This is a genomic window from Jeongeupia chitinilytica, assembly GCF_014652315.1.
GTDB lineage: Bacteria > Pseudomonadota > Gammaproteobacteria > Burkholderiales > Chitinibacteraceae > Jeongeupia > Jeongeupia chitinilytica.
Genome location: NZ_BMYO01000002.1, coordinates 479,723 through 497,316 on the forward strand (window position 1 = coordinate 479,723; position 17,594 = coordinate 497,316).

Genomic DNA, 17,594 nt, shown 5'->3' on the forward strand with positions numbered 1-17,594 from the left:
GTGTCCTTGCCGGTTCGGACGTGATTAGTCGCTTGGCGTCCGCTTTCGTTGAACGTTGGCTTCCAAGAAGCGTCCTAAAATCAAAGGCATGGCTGCAGGGCAGCCAAACGTTGCCGAGGAGTGTGCGCATGCTGATCGACAAACTGGGGCAGTTCGGCATCGATCAATTCGACCGCTGGGTCGGTCAGGTCCGCGCACACGGCGAGCTGCCATTGCAGATCCGCCTGTGGAACGGGCGCGATTACCGGTTTTCGGCTGCACCGACCGTGACGATCACCTTGCCGAGTCCGCATGCGGTGAGCTACTTCCGCCGGCCGAGCCTGGCCAGTCTTGGCGAGGCCTATGTCGAGGGGCAAGTCGACATCGACGGCCCGTTGCCGAGCGTGTTCGAAGTGGCAGTGGCGCTGGCCGGCCGGCTGGTGTCGGGCAACAAGCTGTGGGGACGGCTGGCGGCACGCGGCCGACAGCACTCGCGCTCGCTCGACTCCGAATCGGTCCAGTATCACTACGACGTATCGAACGACTTCTATCGCCTGTGGCTGGACGAGCAGATGGTCTACTCGTGTGCCTATTTCGAGCGCGGCGACGAGGGACTGGATGCGGCGCAGGTCAAGAAGCTCGACCACATCCTGACCAAGGTCATGCTCAGGCCCGGCGAGCGCCTGCTCGACATCGGCTGCGGCTGGGGCGCGCTGGTGCTGCGCGCGGCGACGAAGTTCGGTGCCCACGCCACCGGAATCACCCTTTCGGAGAATCAGTACGCGCTGGCGCAGCAACGCATTCGCGAGGCCGGGGTACAGGACCGCTGCAAGGTGCTGCTGTGCGACTACCGGGACGTGACCGGAACCTACGACAAGATCACCAGTGTTGGGATGTTCGAGCACGTCGGCCTTGCCAATCTTGGCGGCTACTTTGCCAAGGTGCACAGCCTGCTGCGCGATGGCGGGCTGGTGCTCAATCACGGCATCACCACCACCGACGTCGACAACGGTAGCGGCGCCTTTTTCGGTGGCGGCGATTTCATCGACCGGTATGTGTTTCCAAACGGCGAGCTGCCGCATCTGGCGCTGGCGGTACGCGAAATGTCGGCGGCAGGGCTGGAGGTGATCGATATCGAGTCGTTGCGGCGGCACTATGCCCGGACGCTCGAGTTCTGGACCGAGCGCTTCGAGGCGAACGCCGACCGGATTCGCACGATGGTCGACGACAAGCACTACCGGATCTGGCGGGTCTACCTCGCCGGCTGTGCGTGGGCGTTCGCCAACGACTGGGTGTCGATCTACCAGCTGCTCGGCTGCCGGGCCGGGGCGATCGGGCTGAACCCGACGCCGATGTCGCGGAGCTATATGTACCCGAAGTAGAAAACGGGGCCGTCGGCCCCGTTGTTCAGTAGGTGTTCAGTCCGCGTGCGCGGAACTGGTCGCGGACCCGTTCGGCGAGTTCGATGCTCGGCGGCTCGACGTCGCCGAGTTCGTACTTCATGCCGAGTTCTTCCCACTTGTGTTCGCCCATCTTGTGGAAAGGCAGGACTTCGACACGCTCGACGATGCTGCCGAGTGACTGGACGAACGCTGCCAGTCCCTCGACATCGTCGACGTCGTCCGACCAGCCCGGAACCAGCACGTAACGCAGCCAGATCTTCTTGCCCATTTTCTGCAGCCGGCGGGCGAAATCCAGCGTCGGCTGCAGCGGTTTGCCGGTCAGCTTTTCATAGCGCTCGGGATTGAACTGCTTGATGTCGAGCAGGACGAGATCGACGTTGTCGAACCAGCTGTCATCCAGATGTGCCGCGAGGAAGCCCTGGGTGTCCAGCGCCGTGTGCAGACCGTACTGCTGCTTGACCCGGTAGAAGATTTCGCCGACGAAATGCGCCTGCATCAGCGGTTCGCCACCCGAGATGGTCAGTCCACCGGTCATTTTCAGGAAGGCTGCGTACTTGCCGATTTCGGCGACAACCTCGTCGACCGTCTTCTGCTTGCCGTTGTGCAGCTTCCAGGTGTCCGGATTGTGGCAGTACAGGCACCTGAACTGACAGCCCGACACGAACACGACGAAACGCATGCCGGGGCCGTCGACCGCCGCACCGGTTTCGAACGAATGGACGAAGCCGCACATCTTGCCGTTCTCGTCGACCATGGCCGGCACGATTTCGCCGAGCGGCTTTTGTACTTCTACGATCTCGATGGTCATTGCGTGTCTCCAGTGACAAAACAAGGGCGGCCCTGGGGCCGCCCTGTTTGCAGCGGGGGCAGGGCGGGCCCACCCCCTGATTCTTCTTGTTAGATCAGCACTTCACGTGGAAAGTGCGGTTGATCACGTCGAGCTGCTGTTCGCGCGTCAGCTTGATGAAGTTGACGGCGTAACCCGAGACGCGGATGGTCAGCTGCGGGTACTTCTCCGGGTGATCCATGGCATCGAGCAGCGTGTCGCGGTTGAGCACGTTGACGTTGATATGGAAGCCGGTGGCGTTGCAGAAGCCGTCCAGGCAGGCGGTCAGGTTGTTGACGCGATCGGCCAGCGAGTGACCCAGCGCATCCGGCGTGGCCGAAGCCGTCCACGAGATGCCGTCCAGCGCGGCTTCGTACGGCAGCTTGGCGACCGATGCACCGGCTGCGACAAAGCCCGAGGTGTCGCGGCCGTTCATCGGGTTGGCACCCGGAGCGAACGGGGCGCCGGCGCGGCGGCCGTCCGGGGTGTTGCCGGTCTTCTTGCCGTACACGACGTTCGACGTGATGGTCAGGATCGACTGGGTCGGCAGCGAGTTGCGATACGTCTTGTGGCTCTTGACCTTGTTCATGAACGATTCGGTCAGGTACACGGCGATCGAGTCGACGCGGTCGTCGTTGTTGCCGAAGGCCGGGTATTCACCCTCGATCTCGAAGTCGACGGCCGTGCCGGCTTCGTTGCGGATGGTCTTGACCTTGGCGTACTTGATGGCCGACAGCGAGTCCGCGGCCACCGACAGACCGGCGATGCCGCAGGCCATGGTGCGCAGGATGTCGCGATCGTGCAGCGCCATCTCGATCCGCTCGTACGAGTACTTGTCGTGCATGTAGTGGATCGCGTTCAGGGCCTTGACGTAGGTCGCAGCCAGCCAGTCCATCATCTTGTCGTACTTGGCCATCACCTCGTCGTAGTCGAGGTATTCCGACGTGATCGGCTCGAAGCCCGGAACGACTTTCTTGCCGGTTTTTTCGTCGACGCCGCCGTTGATCGCGTACAGCATCGCCTTGGCCAAGTTGCAGCGGGCACCGAAGAACTGCATCTGCTTGCCGACTTCCATCGCCGAGACGCAGCAGGCGATCGCGTAGTCGTCACCCCAGTGCGGGCGCATCTGTTCGTCCGACTCGTACTGGATCGAGCTGGTTTCGATCGACACCTTGGCGCAGAAGTTCTTGAAGCCTTGCGGCAGCGCCGGCGACCACAGCACGGTCAGGTTCGGCTCCGGTGCCGGGCCGAGGTTGAACAGCGTATTGAGGAAGCGGAAGCTGTTCTTCGATACCAGCGTACGGCCATCCTTGCCCATGCCGCCGATCGATTCGGTCACCCAGGTCGGGTCGCCCGAGTACAGGCTGTTGTATTCCTCGGTACGCAGGAAGCGGACGATGCGCAGCTTGATGACCAGGTCGTCGATGAATTCCTGGGCTTCGGCTTCGGTGATCTTGCCTTCCTTCAGGTCACGCTCGATGTAGATGTCGAGGAAGGTCGAGATCCGGCCGATCGACATGGCGGCGCCGTTCTGTTCCTTGATCGCGGCGAGGTAACCGAAATAGGTCCACTGGATGGCTTCCTGCGCGGTGGCAGCCGGCTTGCCGATGTCGAAGCCGTAGCTTGCGGCCATTTCCTTCAGTTCGCCCAGCGCACGGATCTGTTCCGACAGCTCTTCGCGCAGGCGGATGGTGTCTTCGGTGAAGTCGAAGTCGTCGGTTTCGGCCTTTTCGGCCTTCTTGAATTCGATCAACTGGTCGATGCCGTACAGCGCGACACGGCGGTAGTCACCGATGATGCGGCCGCGGCCGTAGGCATCGGGCAGGCCGGTGATCACGCCGGACGAGCGGCAGGCACGGATCAGCGGGTTGTAGATGTCGAAGACGCCCGAATTGTGGTCCTTGCGGTACTTGTGGAAGATCTCTTCGACCTTCGGGTCGAGTTCGCGGCCGATTTCTTCCAGCGAGCTCTGCACCATGCGCAGGCCGGTGTTCGGGAAGATGGCGCGCTTGAGCGGCGCGTCGGTCTGGACGCCGACGATCTTTTCCAGGTCCTTGTCGATATAGCCCGGGCCGAAAGCGGTGATGCTGGTGCCGCGGTCGGCGGCGACATCGAGGACCTGCCCCGGTGCGGCGCGCTCGGCCTTGAGCATTTCGGAGAGCTTGTCCCAGACCTTCTTGGTGCGGTCGGTCGGGCCGGCGATGAAGCTGTCGTCGCCTTCGTACGGGGTGTAGTTCAGCTGGATGAAGTCGCGGACGGCGACCTTCTTCTGCCACTCGCCCTCTTTGAAGCCACGCCAGGCATTGATCTGCAGGTTGGTTTCCGGTGCGTTCATGGTGATGCTCCTTTCGATGAATCTGTTCAACGATCAGTAAAACAGTGGCGGTGGAATGACCGGGCCCGCGGATCGTCGCAGGGTGGGGCGCTTCCGATGAATTAAGACTACTCCGTTGACCTATTTCGCGCTCTGCAAAAAAGCACGCTCATTGTGGGGTGGGAAAGCTGCATTGGCGTTGATCAAGATCAACCCGGTTCACGGGAAAACGCGCATGGGTGATGGCGGGGAAAAGTATGTCATGTGCAACCGCTGTATGTTTTTTCGCCGGACCGATCCGTTGTTATTTGAGCGCGATACCATCTTTATAACTAGCAGATATTGCCATTCGGGATCGCGTTATCGCGTGATGGTGCTTCCGGGTGGCGCCAAAACAAACGGGCCGACATGTGTCGGCCCGTTGGCGTGAAGCGCAGTGTGTTTACAGCGTGACCGCGTGCTCGCGGGTGGCGTGGAAAACGATGTCGGGCCAGCGCTCCTGCGTCAGGGACAGGTTGACGCGACTGGTCGCCAGGTAGGCCAGGCTGTCGGCCGCATCGCGGGCAAGATTGTTGCCGAGGCTGTTTTCGAAATCGGTCAGTTTCCTGGTGTTCTCGCAGCTGACCCAGCGGGCGGTGTAGATCGATGTCGATTCGAAAATCGCTTCGACGCCGTATTCGTTCAGCAGGCGCGAGGCGACGACTTCGAACTGCAGGACGCCGACCGCACCGAGAATCAGGTCGGAGCCGTTCAACGGCTTGAAGACCTGGACCGCGCCTTCCTCACCCAGCTGCTGCAGGCCTTTCTGCAGCTGCTTGAGCTTGAGCGGATTCTTGATCCGGACGGTGCGGAACAACTCGGGGGCGAAGTAGGGGATGCCGGTGAACGACAGCGCTTCGCCTTCGGAGAACGAATCGCCGATCTGGATGTTGCCGTGGTTGGGCAGGCCGATGATGTCGCCGGCGTAGGCTTCTTCGACCTGCTCGCGGCCCTGGGCCATGAAGGTCACGACCGAGTTGGCGGCGATGTCGCGGCCAAGGCGCAGGTGCTTGAACTTCATGCCGCGCGAGAATTCGCCCGAGCAGACGCGCAGGAAGGCGATCCGGTCGCGGTGCTTCGGGTCCATGTTCGCCTGTATCTTGAACACGAAAGCCGAGAATTTTTCTTCGGTCGGATCGACGCTGCGCGCGGTCGCGTCGCGCGCGCCCGGTGGCGGCGCCCAGTCGACCAGCGCGTTGAGGATTTCGCGTACGCCGAAATTGTTGATCGCCGAGCCGAAGAATACCGGGGTCAGCGTGCCCTCGAGGAATTCGTCCAGTACGAACGGATGGCTGGCGCCACGCACCAGTTCCATTTCCATCCGGGTGTTCTCGATTTCGAGCGGGAACAGTTCGTCCAGTCGCGGGTTGTCGAGGCCCTGAATGATCTCGACTTCATCGAGCGGCCCCTGGCCCGGCGTGAAGATGATCACTTCGTCTTTCAGGATGTGGTACACGCCGCGGAAGGTCTTGCCCATGCCGATCGGCCAGGTCACCGGCGCGCAGCGGATCTGCAGCACCGACTCGACTTCGTCCAGCAGTTCGAGGCTGTCGCGCACTTCGCGGTCGTACTTGTTCATGAACGTGACGATCGGCGTATTGCGCAGCCGGCACACGTTCAGGAGCTTGATCGTCTGTTCTTCGACGCCCTTGGCGGCGTCGATCACCATCAGCGCCGAGTCGACCGCCGTCAGCACGCGATAGGTGTCTTCGGAGAAGTCCTGGTGGCCCGGGGTGTCGAGCAGGTTGACGACGTGGTCGCGGTAGTCGAACTGCATCACAGAAGAGGCGACCGAAATGCCGCGCTGCTTTTCGATGTCCATCCAGTCCGACGTGGCGAATTTGCCGCCTTTCTTGCCCTTGACCGTGCCCGCGGCCTGGATCGTGCCCGAGAAGTACAACAGCTTTTCGGTGAGCGTGGTTTTACCGGCGTCGGGGTGCGAAATGATGGCAAAGGTGCGCCGACGGGCAACTTGCTGGGCGAGCGTGGGCATGGTCTTGATTTATCTTGGATTTGCGGCAGGAAAGCGCGGCATTGTACGCCAATCGCGGTGCAATCAAAACCGCGGGGGCGATGCTCACCCGGGCGCGCGCTCGGCCGGAAGCAGGAGCGTGAAGACCGCGCCACCCTCGGCGTGGTTGGCGGCAAAGACCCGGCCGCCATGGTCTTCCATGATTTGCCGGCTGATGGCCAATCCGAGGCCGGTGCCGCCCGTGGTGCGCATCCGGCTGCTCTGGATGAACTTGTCGAAAATCAGTTCGAGTTCGTCGACCGGAATGCCCGGGCCGTGGTCGCGTACCGCCAGGCCGACGGCAGGCTGGTCACCATCCAGTGTGGCGTCGGCCAGGTAGTCGACACGGATGCTGCTGCCGACCGGGCTGAACTTGATGGCGTTCGACAGCAGATTGACGATGACCTGCATGACGCGCGTCTTGTCGTACATTGCGAACAGCGCGGGCGTCTCGTCGTCGGCATCAAGGTCGAGGCGCTTGCTGATGAGGAGCGGATTGATCTCGTTGACGGCGGATTGCACTGTTTGCTGGATGCAATAACGTGACTTGTCGTACTGCATCCGGTTGGCTTCGAGTCGCGACATGTCGAGCAGGTCGTTCAGCAACACCAGCAGGCGATTGCCGCTGGAGTTGATTCGTTCGAAATAGCGGGCAAGGTTGGTCGGCTCGGTCCGTCCGACCTTGGAGAGTCCCATCTCCGAGAACGACAGGATCGCGTGCATCGGCGTGCGCAGCTCGTGCGACATGTTGGCGAGGAAGGCCGACTTGGCCACGTTGGCGCTTTCGGCCGCTTCCTTCGCTTCGACCAGATTGCGCTCGAACTCCTTGAGGCGGCCGATGTGGGTCAGGAACGCGAAGGCGTACTCGAGCTGCTGGTGTTCGTCGTTGATCGCCGCCGAGTTGACGAGGAAGGGGAGCGACTCGCCGGTCGATGCGCGAAGGATGACTTCCTCGATGTGGTTGCCGGCACCGATGCGGCTCGCCAGATCGGGTGGAAAGACCCGGGCGGCCTGGTCGCCCCACAGCACCTCGGGCGAGTGGCCGAGTGTGTCCTCGCGCCGGTAGCCGAGCAGGCGTGAAAACGACTGGTTGATCTCGACGATGCGGCCCGACGCGTCGAGCAGGATGAAGCCGTCGGCGGTGGTGTCGATAATCGTCCGCTTCAGCCGTTCGGACTGGCGCAACGCCTGCGCGGCAATCCGCTGCGCGGTGACGTCCTCGATGACGCAGATCACGCCCTTGTCGGCGTCGTCCGGATCGAGCGCCTTGGCGTACAGCATCGCCCAGAACTCCGACAAGTCACGGCGGAACAGGGCCATCTCACCGCGGAACACCTCGCCCTGCTGGACTTTCTGCAGCATCTGCTGGCCGGCTTCGTGATAGTCGGCCTGATCGGCGTGGATCAGGCTCATCGGCTGGCCGATGATGGCGCCGGACGTGAAGCCGAACAGCTTCTCGAAGGCGGGGTTGACGAGACGGATCGTTCCCTTGACCGACAGCATGATGGCCAGCGGGCTGGCGTCGAGGACCGTCCGGATTTCGGCGGTGCGTTCGAGTACCAGATCCTGCAGGTGGTCGCGGTGGCGGCGCAGCTCGCGTTCGGTGTTCTGTCGCTCGGTGATGTCGCGGATCGTGGCGCAGGTATAGGCCTCGTTGTTGAACTCGATGTGGGCGAGCGTGATCTCGACCGGCAGCAACTGGCCGTAGCGGTCGCGCTGGTGCGTCATCTGCACGAGCTGGCGTTCCTGCTTCAGCCGTCCCCACAGCTCGTGCCACTGGGCCTCGCCGATGTTCGGGAAAAGGTCGGCAAAGCGCAGTCCGAGCATGTCGTCCGGCGTGTAGTGCGTGATGCGCGATGCCGAGCGATTGGCGTAACGGATGCTGCCGAAACGATCGCTCCACAGCACTGCATCCGGCGATTCGTCGACGGTGAACTGGGTCAGGTGCAGGCGGCCTTCGATCTGTTCGATCCGGCGCAACTGGCGCAGCAGCAGATAGAACAGCACGGTGACGACCAGCATCAGCGCAACGGTGATGACGGCGCGGGTGAACAGGTTTTCCCGGAACTTGCCGAGCACGGCGTCTTCGTCGATCGAGACGGTCACGATCAGCGGCAGCTCGCCCTGGCTGGCGTGGAAGGCGACCAGCTCGTTGTGCCCGCTGGCGGGGTCGTTCTGGCGATAGACGCTGGTGCGCTTGAGCCGGCGCTGTTCGAACATCAAGGGGTCGGCATTGCGCACGCTCTGGCCGATGTGTACTTCGTCGAACGGGTAGTTGAGGATGATGACGCCGTCCGAGCGCAGCAACTGGATGCGCATGCTCGGGGCAAGCTTGAGCGACTGGTAGAAGTCGAGGAAGTAGTTCGGTTCGACACCGGCCAGCAGGATGCCGCCGAAACTGTCGTCGGGGCGGTTGATGCGCCGGGTGACCGGAATCAGCCACTTGCCGTCGGTGCGGCTGACCACCGGCAGCTGGATCTGCGGGCGCAGGTCCGGAAACTGCTGGTGGTAGCGGTAGTAGGAGCGGTCGGAAAGGTCGACACGACGCGTCGGATATTCGAGCCCGTGGCTCTGGATGTGTCCGCTGGAGTCGATCGCGATGATGCCGCGAACCTGGGGGGCCAGCTTGACCTTGTCGCGCAACAGCAGGTAGGTCAGGTATTCATCGGCCTTGTCGACGCCGCCGAGGCCTTCGAGGTTTTCGATGATGTTCTGCATCGCCTGTTCGACCGACACGAACGTCCGCGTTGCGTGCTCGTCGAGCGAGCGTGCCAGCGACAGGTTCTGCCGTTCGGCGTCATCAAGGGCCTGCTGGTAGTCGCGCGACGTGACCCAGAACAGCATCGCCACGCCGGCGAACATCAGTGCGACATAGAAAAGGATCAGCCCACGACGCAGCGGGCGCAGCGAATGGTGTTCGGAGTTGGAAGTGCGTCGTGGCCAATGCCAATTCATGTTCAGGGACGTTTGGCTTCGAGCGTTTCCCAACGTTCGAGCTTTTCCAGTAGCAGGTTTTCGATGGTCTCGATTCTATCCTGCATTTCCCTGGCTTTCAGCGGGCTTTCTTTGTAAAGCTGCGGATCGAGCATCGCCTGTTGCAAATCCGCCTGTTCGGTCTCGAGCGCTTCGATGTCGGACGGCAGCCGTTCGAGTTCGCGCTGTTCGTTGTAGCTGAGTTTCTGGTTGCGCGGCTTGCTGCGCTCGGTCGCTGGCCTGGCTTCGTTGTCGGCCGGCTTGGCGGCACTGGCCTGTTGCGCCAGCTTGCGTGCACGGGCCGCCTGCCAGTCGGCGAAGCCGCCGACATTTTCGACCAGAACGCCGTCGCCTTCGAAGGCGATCGTCTGCGTCACGACGTTGTCGAGGAAGGCACGGTCATGGCTGACGAGGAACAGCGTGCCGGGATAGTCGGCGAGCAGGTTCTCCAGCAGTTCCAGTGTGTCGATATCGAGGTCGTTGGTCGGTTCGTCGAGCACGAGCACGTTGGCCGGGCGGGTGAAGAGCATCGCCAGCAGCAGCCGGTTGCGTTCGCCGCCGGACAGCGACTTGACCGGGCTGCGTGCGCGTTCGGGCGCAAACAGGAATTCTTCCAGATACCCCATCACGTGCTTGCGCTGGCCGCCGATTTCGACATAGTCCTTGCCCTGGCCGATGACGTCGACGATGGCCGATTCCTCGTCGAGCTGGGTGCGGAACTGGTCGAAGTAGGCGACCTGCAGGTTGGTGCCGCGCTTGACGCTGCCGGTGTCGGCTTCGAGTTCGCCGAGGATGAGCTTGAGCAGGGTGGTCTTGCCGGCACCATTCGGGCCGATCAGGCCGACGCGGTCACCGCGGATCAGCCGGGTGGTGAAGTCGCGGATGATGCGCTTCTCAACGCCGTCAGGGCCGGTGAACGATTTGCTGACGTGCTCGAACTCGGCAACGAGCTTGCCGCTGCGCTCGCCCGCGTCGAGCTGGAAAGACACGTTGCCGACGCGCTCGCGCCGTGCCGCGCGGTCGCGGCGCAGCTGTTCGAGCCGGCGTACGCGTCCTTCGTTGCGAGTGCGCCGTGCTTCGATGCCTTTGCGGATCCATACCTCTTCCTGCGCGAGCACCTTGTCGAACTTCCGGTTGATCTGCTCTTCGGCGGCGAGCTGGTCGGCCTTGCGGGCTTCGTACTGGCTGAAGTTGCCCGGGAAGCTGCTGACGCGGCCGCGGTCGAGTTCGACGATGCGGGTGGCCACGTTGTCGAGAAAACGCCGGTCGTGGGTGATGAACAATACGCTGCCACTGAAGCTGCCGAGCAGGCCTTCGAGCCATTCGATCGCGCTGACGTCGAGGTGGTTGGTCGGTTCGTCGAGCAGCAACAACTGCGGCTCGACCACCAGTGCGCGCGCCAGGGCGACGCGCTTCTTCCAGCCGCCGGACAGCGAGGCAACCGGGGTGTCCGCGGGCAGGTCGAGGTGGGACAGCGTGGTCGAGATCAGCGCGTCGAAGCGCCAGCCGTCGCGGGCCTCGATGCCGTGCTGCAGCTCGGTCAGTCGTGCCAGCGCTTCCGGGGAGCCGTCCTGTGCGTGGGTGGCGACGTGATAGTCGCGCAAGAGCTGCTTGAGCTCGCCGAGTCCTTCGGCGACGGCTTCGAATACGGTGCTGCCCTCGGCGAATTCGGGCTCTTGCGCCACGTAGGCGGTGCGCACGTCGGCCGGGATGCGGATGTCGCCGTCGTCGAGTTTGAGGACGCCGGCGACCGCTTTCAGCAGCGATGACTTGCCCTGGCCATTGCGACCGATCAGGCCGACACGTTCGCCCGGTTCGAGTGCCAGTGAGGCATGGTCGAGCAGCGGCCAGTGGCCGAAGGCGAGCGAGGCGTTTTCAACGAGCAGCAATGGCATGGCGGTCTTCCGTTCAACAAGGCGGCCATTATAAGCGCGGGGCGGACGGCTTTAGCGGATTCGGCGGTGTGCCTCAAGTGGCGTTGGCGACATGCCGAATTGACCGAATCCCGCTAGAATCAAAAAATGCGCTCAACCCAAATGCATAAAACGTTTGCTTTCAGTTACTTGCTGCTGGCTGCACTGTCGGTGTGTTCCGCTCCGGCAACCATGGCTGCCAAGCAGGCCAAAAAGAAGGTCGTCGCCGCGCCTGCCAGCGTGCACCCGGCATTGACGCAGCCCACCGAACTTGCCGGGGCCGATTACGATCCGGCCAATCCGCCGGACCGTCTGCGCGTCCTTGTCGCACAGGGGCCGTCGACGTTTTTCTTCGTCAACGGCAGACCGCAAGGCGTCGAATATGCAATGTTCGATGCGCTGGAAAAATTCCTGAACCGCAGTCGCCCCAAAGGACTGGCGCCGCTACGCATCCAGTACGTACCGGTGGATGCCGGCGCGCTGCTGCCCAAGCTGCGCGCAGGCGAGGGCGATATTGCCGGCGGGCTGATCCCGGTGATCGCCGGCGCAGGGCATCTGGCGGATTTCACCACGCCCTACCTCAATGATCGCTGGTGTCTGGTGCAGAACCGCAGCAACCCGGTCATCGACAGGCTCGACGATCTCGGCGACCGGTCGCTTACGGTGCCGGCTGCCAATTTCGGCCGTCGTGTGATGGCATCCGAACTGGCGTCGGCCAAACTGGTCGAGCCCGCGGTCGGCACGACGACCGAGCAACTGTTCGCCGATATCCAGCGCGGGGGCGATCTCGCGACGGTGGCCAGTGATTATCAGGTGCAGTTGTGGAGCAAGCGCTTTCCGGCACTCAAGGCGCAGGCGTGCTCCGGTACGACGGTATCGGTGGCGTGGGCGGTGGCACCCGAGCATCCGCAGTTGCTGACGCTGCTGAACCGTTTCATCGCCTCGACCGGTGGCAAGCTCGCCGGCAAGGCCCTGGGCGATACCCAGCGCTTCCTGCCCAAGGACGGCCGGGCCGACGCGCCGGACGAAATGAGTGCGACCGACAAGCTCGGGTTTTTTGCACCGATGCTGCAGATGGTGGCTTCGGCCAACAATCTCGACTGGTTGCTGCTGGCCGCGATCGGCCAGCGCGAGACCAAGCTGCAACCGATGACGCGCAAGGGGGGCGGCCCGACCGGGCTGATGCAGGTCAACCCGACCACCGCGCGCAAGATGGGGGTGAGCAATCCGCACGACACCGAGCAGAACGTCACGGCAGCTGCACGCTATCTGTCGCATCTGCGTACGCTGTTTTCCGGTGGCGGCATCGCGCCGACCGATCAGCTGTACTTCATGATTGCGTCGTACAACGCCGGCGAAGGACGGGTGCAGCAATTGCGCCAGAAGGCCAGGGCGCAGGGGCTGGACCCAAACGTCTGGCGCGGCAACGTCGAGGAGGTTGCCCGGCGTACCGTTGGCCAGCACCTGCTCGATTACGTGTCGTCGGTCAATCGCTACTACCTGGCCTACCAGGCGGCGGACCACAGTGCCGACAAGCGCGAAGCGAGCAAGCCGGGCAAGTAGCGGCGGGTTGTGTTGCCGCTAGACCTGCAGCGCCTGCAGCAGTTCGCCTTCCAGCTGGCGGATGTTGCGCTCGTCGCCAAGCCGCGGCCCCGAAATCAGGAAGTTGTCTTCCGCGCGTTCGCCCAGCGTCATGATCTTGGCGCTCTGGATGTCGATGCGGTTGTCGGCCAGTACCCGGGCAATGGTCGAGAGCAGGCCGGGGCGGTCGCCCGCGGCGATCGACAGGACGTGATACTTGCCGCGTTCATCGGCGCGGATCAGGACGTGCGGCTGCACCGGAAAGTGCTTGAGCTGGCGCGAAATGCGCGCCTTGACGGGCGCCGGCAGCGGGCCGGCCTTGGCCAGCTGCGAGGCCAGCTCGTACTCGACGAAGCCGATCAGGTCGCGATAGCTGTCGTGGCGGTTTTCCGGAATGAAAACGTAGAAGCTGTCGAGTGCATACCCGTGGTGGGTCGTGTGCACGTGCGCGTCGAAGATGTTGTAGCCGGCCCGCTCGAAAAAGCTGCAGATCCGAGCAAACAGGTCCGGCGTATCGCGGGTGTAGACGAAGACCTGCAGCCCTTCGCCTGACTCGGACAGCCGCGCGCGGACGACGGCGCTGTCGCTGTTGACCTTGTTGAAAAGCTGGCGGGTGTGCCAGGCGATTTCACGGGCTTCGTGGCGCAGAAAGTAGACGGTGTCGAGCTCGTTCCAGAAGGCGGTGTGCGCATCGTCGCGCAGACCGTACAGCCGCAACTGGCTCAGCGCGTCTTCCTGGCGTTCTTCCAGCCAGGTCGATGGCGGCAGGTCTTCGGCGGCGAGCTGGCGTTGCGTCGCCTTGAACAGGTCTTCGAGCAGCTTTGCTTTCCACGCGTTCCAGACCTTGGGGCTGGTGCCGCGGATGTCGGCGACGGTGAGCAGGTAAAGCGCGTTCAACCGGCGCTGGGTGCCGACGAGCCGGGCAAAGTTCGCTACGACCTCGGGATCGTAGACGTCCTGCTTCTGCGCGACGTGCGACATCGTCAGGTGGTGCTGGACCAGCCAGACGATCAGTTCGCGGTCCTCGGGCTGCAGCGGGTGCTGTCCGGCAAACTCGCGGGCGATGTCGGCACCCAGTTTCGAGTGATCGCCGCCGCGTCCCTTGCCGATGTCGTGGAACAGCGCGGCGAGATAAAGCACCTCCGGTCGCTCGAACCCCTCGATCAGTCGCGAGCACAGCGGGTATTCGTGGGTAAAGGCCGGCTGGGCAAAACGGCGCATGTTGCGCAGTACCATCAGCGTGTGCTCGTCGACGGTGTAAACGTGGAACAGGTCGTGTTGCATCCGGCCGACCAGTTCGCCGAAGCGCGGAATGTAACGGCCAAGCACGCCGTACTGGTTCATCCGCCGCAGAATCCGGGTCAGCCCGCGCGGTTCGCGGAACAGCTGGATGAACAGCTCGCGGTTGTGCGGATCGGCGCGGAAATCGTCGTCGATGCGCGGACGGGCGTGCCAGAGCGCGCGCAGCGTTTCCGGAGCGATGTCGGTGACGTCGCGCTGTTGCTCGAACTGCAGGAAGACTTCAAGAATCGCCGACGGCTCGCGTTCGAACACGTCCGGCGTGGTGATCTCCAGCGTGTTGCCGCGCAGCCGGAAGCGCGGGTTGATCACCACCGCATTGCTGCCGATGTGCGAAAAAATCCGCGTCCGCAGTGCCTGGACCAGCAGCGGGGTCAGCTGGGTGACGATGCGTGCGGCCAGGTAGTAGCGTGCCATCAGCTGTTCGCTGGCACGCAGCTTGCCGTCGTCCTCGTAACCGAACAGGTCGGCCAGCCGGTTCTGGTAATCGAAAAGGATGCGGTCTTCGCGGCGACGGGCCAGCCAGTGCAGCTGGATGCGGATGGTCCGCAATACGCGCTCGGCGCGTCGCAGCTTCTGGCCTTCCTCGCGGGTCAGCATGCCCAGTGCGGCCAGTGCGCGCCAGTCGCGGCCGAGCCCGAGGCTGGCGGCAATCCAGCCGATCAGGTGCAGGTCGCGCAGTCCGCCGGGAGCTTCCTTGAGGTTGGGTTCGAGCTTGTAGGTGGCGTTCTGGAACCGGCCGTAGCGGGCCTGCTGTTCGAGCAGCTTGGCCTCGAAGAATTCCTTCGGGTCGATGTAGCGGTAGACGGTGTCGCGGAACGCGGTAAAGCGCGTTGCGTCGCCGACCAGAAGCCTCGACTCCAGCAGCGCGGTCTGGACGGTGATGTCCTTTTCCGCCTCGGCCAGGCAGTCGGCAACGGTGCGGACCGAGTGGCCGACCTCGAGCCCGATGTCCCACAGCTCGCCGACAAACACCTCGAGCTTTTCCAGCAATGCCGGGCTCGGCTGGTCCGGCAGCAGGATCAGCAGGTCGATGTCCGAGTGCGGGTACAGCTCGCCCCGGCCGTAACCGCCGACGGCAACCAGCAGGACATCGCAACCGAAGTGGTGACGACCCCAGAGTTCGGACAGCGTGGCGTCGGTCTGCTTGGCCAGCGTGCGCAGCATCGGCGCGGCGCGGCGCGGCGCGGCGAAGCGCTCGCGGATTGCCGTCTTGGCGGCGGCATAGTCGTCGCGGATCGCAGTGACCGGGCGCATGAACTGTCCTTTGTCTGGGCTTGCTCAGTCGAGCAGGTAACGTTCCGGGCGGGCCGGCGTGCCGGCGGAAACGGTCAGGACTTCGTAGCCGCTGTCGGTGACGAGGATGGTGTGTTCCCACTGGGCCGAGAGACTGCGGTCCTTGGTGACGATGGTCCACCCGTCGGGCATGGCCTTCAACTCGCGTTTGCCGGCATTGATCATCGGCTCGATCGTGAAGATCATGCCGGGTACGAGTTCGATGCCGGTGCCGGCCTTGCCGTAATGGACGACCTGCGGTTCTTCATGGAAGACCTGGCCGATGCCGTGGCCGCAGAACTCGCGCACGACCGAGAAACCGGCTTTCTCCGCGTATTTCTGGATCGCTGCGCCGATGTCGCCGAGGTGCGCGCCGGGCTTTACCTGGTCGATGCCGATCCACATGCAGTCGTAGGTGACCTGTACCAGCCGCTTGGCGTGCGGCGGCACCTTGTCGCCGATCAGGAAGGTACGGCTGGTGTCGCCGTGGTAGCCGTCCTTGATCACGGTGATGTCGAGGTTGACGATGTCGCCGTTCTTCAGCGGCTTGTCGTTGGGGATGCCGTGGCAGATCACGTTGTTCACCGAGGTGCAGATCGACTTCGGGTACGGCGTGTAGCCGGGCGGACAATAGTTCAGTGGCGCGGCGATCGTGCCCTGCACGTCGCGCATGTAATCGGCGCACAGCCGGTCGAGGGTCTCGGTCGTGACGCCGGGGACGACGTGCGGCGTGATGAAGTCGAGCACCTCGCTGGCCAAGCGGCCGGCAATGCGCATTTTTGCGATGTCTTCGCTGGTCTTGATGACGATCGTCATGGGGTGTCCTGAAATGGCGAAGAGAGGCGTGCGCCTCTCTTCGGGTCGTATGGCGAATGCTTACATTCTATCGCCGTGGCGCTTCCGGAAGCACGATATTCACTTCGAGCACTTCCATGTCGTCCCGCTTGTCGAGTTGGACCTTGATGTCGTCCGGATTGACCGAGACGTACTTGGAGATGACTTCCATCAGCTCCTTCTGCAACTGCGGCAGGTAATCCGGGGTGGCGCGGCCACCGGCGCGCTCGTGCGCGAGGATGATCTGCAGGCGTTCACGGGCAACCGAGGCGGTCTTCTTCTTCTCGCCGAAAAAATAACTCAGGATGGACATGCATCAACCTCCAAAGAGCCGCTTCCAGAACGGCTGCTTCGGTGCATCAATAAACCGCAACGGCTTCTGTTCGCCGAGGAAGCGGGCGACAACATCCTTGTACGCTTCGGAGACGTCCGAACCGTTCAGGTGGATAGCCGGCGAGCCGGCGTTCGAGGCCTGCAGCACGCTTTCCGATTCGGGGATCACGCCGATCAGCGAAATGCGCAGCAGGTGCTGGACGTCGTCGAGCGAGAGCATTTCGCCCGAATCGACCCGCTTGGGGCTGTAGCGGGTGACCAGCAGGTGGGTCTTCACCGAGCCGCCTTCCTCGGCCTTCTTCGACTTGGCGTCGAGGATGCCGATGATGCGGTCCGAGTCGCGTACCGAGCTGACTTCCGGGTTGGTGACGACGATGGCTTCGTCGGCGAAATACAGCGCCAGGAAGGCGCCGGTTTCGATGCCGGCCGGGCTGTCGCAGATCACGTAGTCGAAGGCTTCGTGTTCGAGTTCCTTCAGGACCTTCTCGACACCTTCCTTCGACAGTGCGTCCTTGTCGCGGGTCTGCGATGCCGGCAGGATGAACAGGTTGTCGCAGTTCTTGTCCTTGATCAGTGCCTGTTTCAGTGACGCTTCGCCCTGGATGACGTTGACGAAGTCGTACACGACGCGGCGCTCGCAGCCCATGATCAGGTCGAGGTTGCGCAGGCCGACGTCGAAGTCGATGACGGCCGTCTTGAAGCCGCGCAGTGCGAGGCCCGATGCGAAGCTGGCGCTGGTGGTGGTCTTGCCTACGCCCCCCTTGCCGGAGGTGACGACGATGATCTTGGCCACGTTGCAGGATTCCTTTTTCTG

General features: G+C 63.1%; 11 protein-coding genes. 2 read left to right on the top strand and 9 right to left on the bottom strand.

Annotated elements, in window-relative coordinates; all coding sequences use genetic code 11:
- Window positions 1-128: 128 nt before the first annotated feature.
- Window positions 129-1,361, top strand: a complete 1,233-nt coding sequence (locus IE097_RS05380; RefSeq protein WP_189459111.1) for a class I SAM-dependent methyltransferase — start codon at window positions 129-131, stop codon at window positions 1,359-1,361.
- 25 nt (window positions 1,362-1,386) lie between these two features.
- On the opposite strand, the gene pflA is transcribed toward IE097_RS05380, so the two are convergent.
- The 5 genes from pflA to IE097_RS05405 all read right to left on the bottom strand — a co-directional run bounded on the left by pflA (window position 1,387) and on the right by IE097_RS05405 (window position 11,440).
- Window positions 1,387-2,190, bottom strand: coding sequence for a pyruvate formate-lyase-activating protein (gene pflA, locus IE097_RS05385; RefSeq protein ID WP_189459112.1), 804 nt, complete (start codon window positions 2,188-2,190; stop codon window positions 1,387-1,389).
- Window positions 2,191-2,284: 94 nt separating this feature from the next.
- Window positions 2,285-4,543 carry a formate C-acetyltransferase gene (gene pflB / locus IE097_RS05390; RefSeq protein ID WP_189459113.1) on the bottom strand — a complete coding sequence of 753 codons (2,259 nt, stop codon included), beginning with the start codon at window positions 4,541-4,543 and terminating at the stop codon, window positions 2,285-2,287.
- 421 nt (window positions 4,544-4,964) lie between these two features.
- Window positions 4,965-6,554 (bottom strand): peptide chain release factor 3, encoded by a 1,590-nt coding sequence (locus tag IE097_RS05395; RefSeq protein ID WP_189459114.1) that lies wholly within the window; start codon window positions 6,552-6,554, stop codon window positions 4,965-4,967.
- Window positions 6,555-6,638: 84 nt separating this feature from the next.
- Window positions 6,639-9,527 carry a PAS domain S-box protein gene (locus tag IE097_RS05400; protein WP_189459115.1) on the bottom strand — a complete coding sequence of 963 codons (2,889 nt, stop codon included), beginning with the start codon at window positions 9,525-9,527 and terminating at the stop codon, window positions 6,639-6,641.
- A gap of 2 nt (window positions 9,528-9,529) precedes the next feature.
- Window positions 9,530-11,440: an ATP-binding cassette domain-containing protein gene (locus IE097_RS05405; protein ID WP_189459116.1), complete on the bottom strand. Its 1,911-nt coding sequence runs from the start codon at window positions 11,438-11,440 to the stop codon at window positions 9,530-9,532.
- A gap of 141 nt (window positions 11,441-11,581) precedes the next feature.
- On the opposite strand from IE097_RS05405, the gene IE097_RS05410 reads away from it, so the two are divergent.
- Complete coding sequence (locus tag IE097_RS05410; protein ID WP_189459117.1) at window positions 11,582-13,021, top strand: MltF family protein; 1,440 nt, start codon at window positions 11,582-11,584, stop codon at window positions 13,019-13,021.
- Window positions 13,022-13,039: 18 nt separating this feature from the next.
- Here IE097_RS05410 and IE097_RS05415 read toward each other — a convergent pair whose 3' ends face one another.
- The 4 genes from IE097_RS05415 to minD all read right to left on the bottom strand — a co-directional run bounded on the left by IE097_RS05415 (window position 13,040) and on the right by minD (window position 17,573).
- A complete protein-coding gene (locus tag IE097_RS05415; protein ID WP_189459118.1) occupies window positions 13,040-15,595 on the bottom strand; it encodes a [protein-PII] uridylyltransferase in 2,556 nt (851 codons plus the stop codon).
- Window positions 15,596-15,619: 24 nt separating this feature from the next.
- On the bottom strand, window positions 15,620-16,429 hold the full coding sequence (map, locus tag IE097_RS05420; RefSeq protein WP_189459119.1) for a type I methionyl aminopeptidase: 810 nt from the start codon (window positions 16,427-16,429) through the stop codon (window positions 15,620-15,622).
- 67 nt (window positions 16,430-16,496) lie between these two features.
- Window positions 16,497-16,760 (bottom strand): cell division topological specificity factor MinE, encoded by a 264-nt coding sequence (gene minE, locus IE097_RS05425; protein ID WP_189459120.1) that lies wholly within the window; start codon window positions 16,758-16,760, stop codon window positions 16,497-16,499.
- A gap of 3 nt (window positions 16,761-16,763) precedes the next feature.
- Window positions 16,764-17,573, bottom strand: a complete 810-nt coding sequence (minD, locus tag IE097_RS05430) for a septum site-determining protein MinD (protein ID WP_189459121.1) — start codon at window positions 17,571-17,573, stop codon at window positions 16,764-16,766.
- Between the last annotated feature and the right edge of the window lie 21 nt (window positions 17,574-17,594).

Excerpts from the sequence above, each read along its gene's own strand:
- IE097_RS05380 (WP_189459111.1), top strand. The coding sequence starts at position 129 with ATGCTGATCGACAAACTGGGGCAGTTCGGCATCGATCAATTCGACCGC.
- pflA (WP_189459112.1), bottom strand. The coding sequence starts at position 2,190 with ATGACCATCGAGATCGTAGAAGTACAAAAGCCGCTCGGCGAAATCGTG.
- pflB (WP_189459113.1), bottom strand. The coding sequence starts at position 4,543 with ATGAACGCACCGGAAACCAACCTGCAGATCAATGCCTGGCGTGGCTTC.
- IE097_RS05395 (WP_189459114.1), bottom strand. The coding sequence starts at position 6,554 with ATGCCCACGCTCGCCCAGCAAGTTGCCCGTCGGCGCACCTTTGCCATC.
- IE097_RS05400 (WP_189459115.1), bottom strand. The coding sequence starts at position 9,527 with ATGAATTGGCATTGGCCACGACGCACTTCCAACTCCGAACACCATTCG.
- IE097_RS05405 (WP_189459116.1), bottom strand. The coding sequence starts at position 11,440 with ATGCCATTGCTGCTCGTTGAAAACGCCTCGCTCGCCTTCGGCCACTGG.
- IE097_RS05410 (WP_189459117.1), top strand. The coding sequence starts at position 11,582 with ATGCATAAAACGTTTGCTTTCAGTTACTTGCTGCTGGCTGCACTGTCG.
- IE097_RS05415 (WP_189459118.1), bottom strand. The coding sequence starts at position 15,595 with ATGCGCCCGGTCACTGCGATCCGCGACGACTATGCCGCCGCCAAGACG.
- map (WP_189459119.1), bottom strand. The coding sequence starts at position 16,429 with ATGACGATCGTCATCAAGACCAGCGAAGACATCGCAAAAATGCGCATT.
- minE (WP_189459120.1), bottom strand. The coding sequence starts at position 16,760 with ATGTCCATCCTGAGTTATTTTTTCGGCGAGAAGAAGAAGACCGCCTCG.